Annotated in this window: 1 protein-coding gene; it reads right to left on the bottom strand. The window is 74.4% G+C overall.

Features of this window, described 5'->3' with window-relative positions; genetic code table 11:
• Positions 1–827 (bottom strand): DUF222 domain-containing protein (locus E1269_RS31995; RefSeq protein WP_131902307.1); only part of this gene is annotated, 827 nt, incomplete at both ends.

The raw sequence follows: 827 nt of genomic DNA, 5'->3' as shown, positions 1-827 counted from the left end.
TCGCTCGCGGCGGTGGTCGTGTCGGAGCCGGTGTCGGTGCTGCTGGTCTGGCTGGTTGCGAGGCAGGTGGGGTGGCAGCAGCCGAGGTGGCCGAGGTTGAGGGCGGTCCAGCCGAGCCCGGTGAGGGTGTCGAAGCGGAGTTGGTCGAGGGTGTGGTGGTCGCCTCGGTTGTGGGTGTGGCGGGCGGCGGCGTCGATGGCGGTCCACAGGGCGGTGAGGTCTTCGGCCGGCCCGTAGAGGAACAGTTGTGCCATGCCGTCTTCGGCGCCGGGGGAGGCTGGTTCGGGTCGTTCGACCCGGCGCCGGTCGGCGGCGCTTTGGCGGCGCTGTTCGGCCGCGGTGGGGTCGGCGGTGATCACTTCGCGGCGCAGGAGGGCGTCCAGGGCGGTGCGGGTCTTGCGCTCGGCGGTTGGGAGCACGGTGGCCTCGACGGCTCGTCGGGTGGCCAGGTCGGGCAGGCAGCGGGTGCGTTCGGCGATCAGGCGTGCCTTGTCGCCGTCGATGCGGCCCGCGGCCAGGGCGGCCAGGGTGGCGGGCAGGTCGTCGACCAGTTCCACCGCGGCGGCCACGCGGTGGGTGGCCCGTCCGGGTGACCACGCCAGCGCCAGCGAGATCTCGCTGCCGGCGCCTTGCACGGCGCGATGCTCGTGCGTTCCCGCGGCGGTGTCGGGATAGGAGCAGCGGTGGTACTCCGGGCGCGCGGCCAGCTCGGCGAACACCCGGACCTGCTGCGCCTCGGCGTGGGCCTTGAGCCGCTCCCACGCTCGCGCCACCAGCACGACATCGTGGGTGGGCAGCTCGGCCGGGTCGACCTCGGCGAGCGCGGC

The sequence above is a fragment of the Jiangella asiatica genome (genome assembly GCF_004349065.1).
Classification (GTDB): domain Bacteria; phylum Actinomycetota; class Actinomycetes; order Jiangellales; family Jiangellaceae; genus Jiangella; species Jiangella asiatica.
The sequence above is the reverse complement of the archived record's forward strand: the minus strand, read 5'-3'. Positions and strand labels throughout refer to the sequence as shown.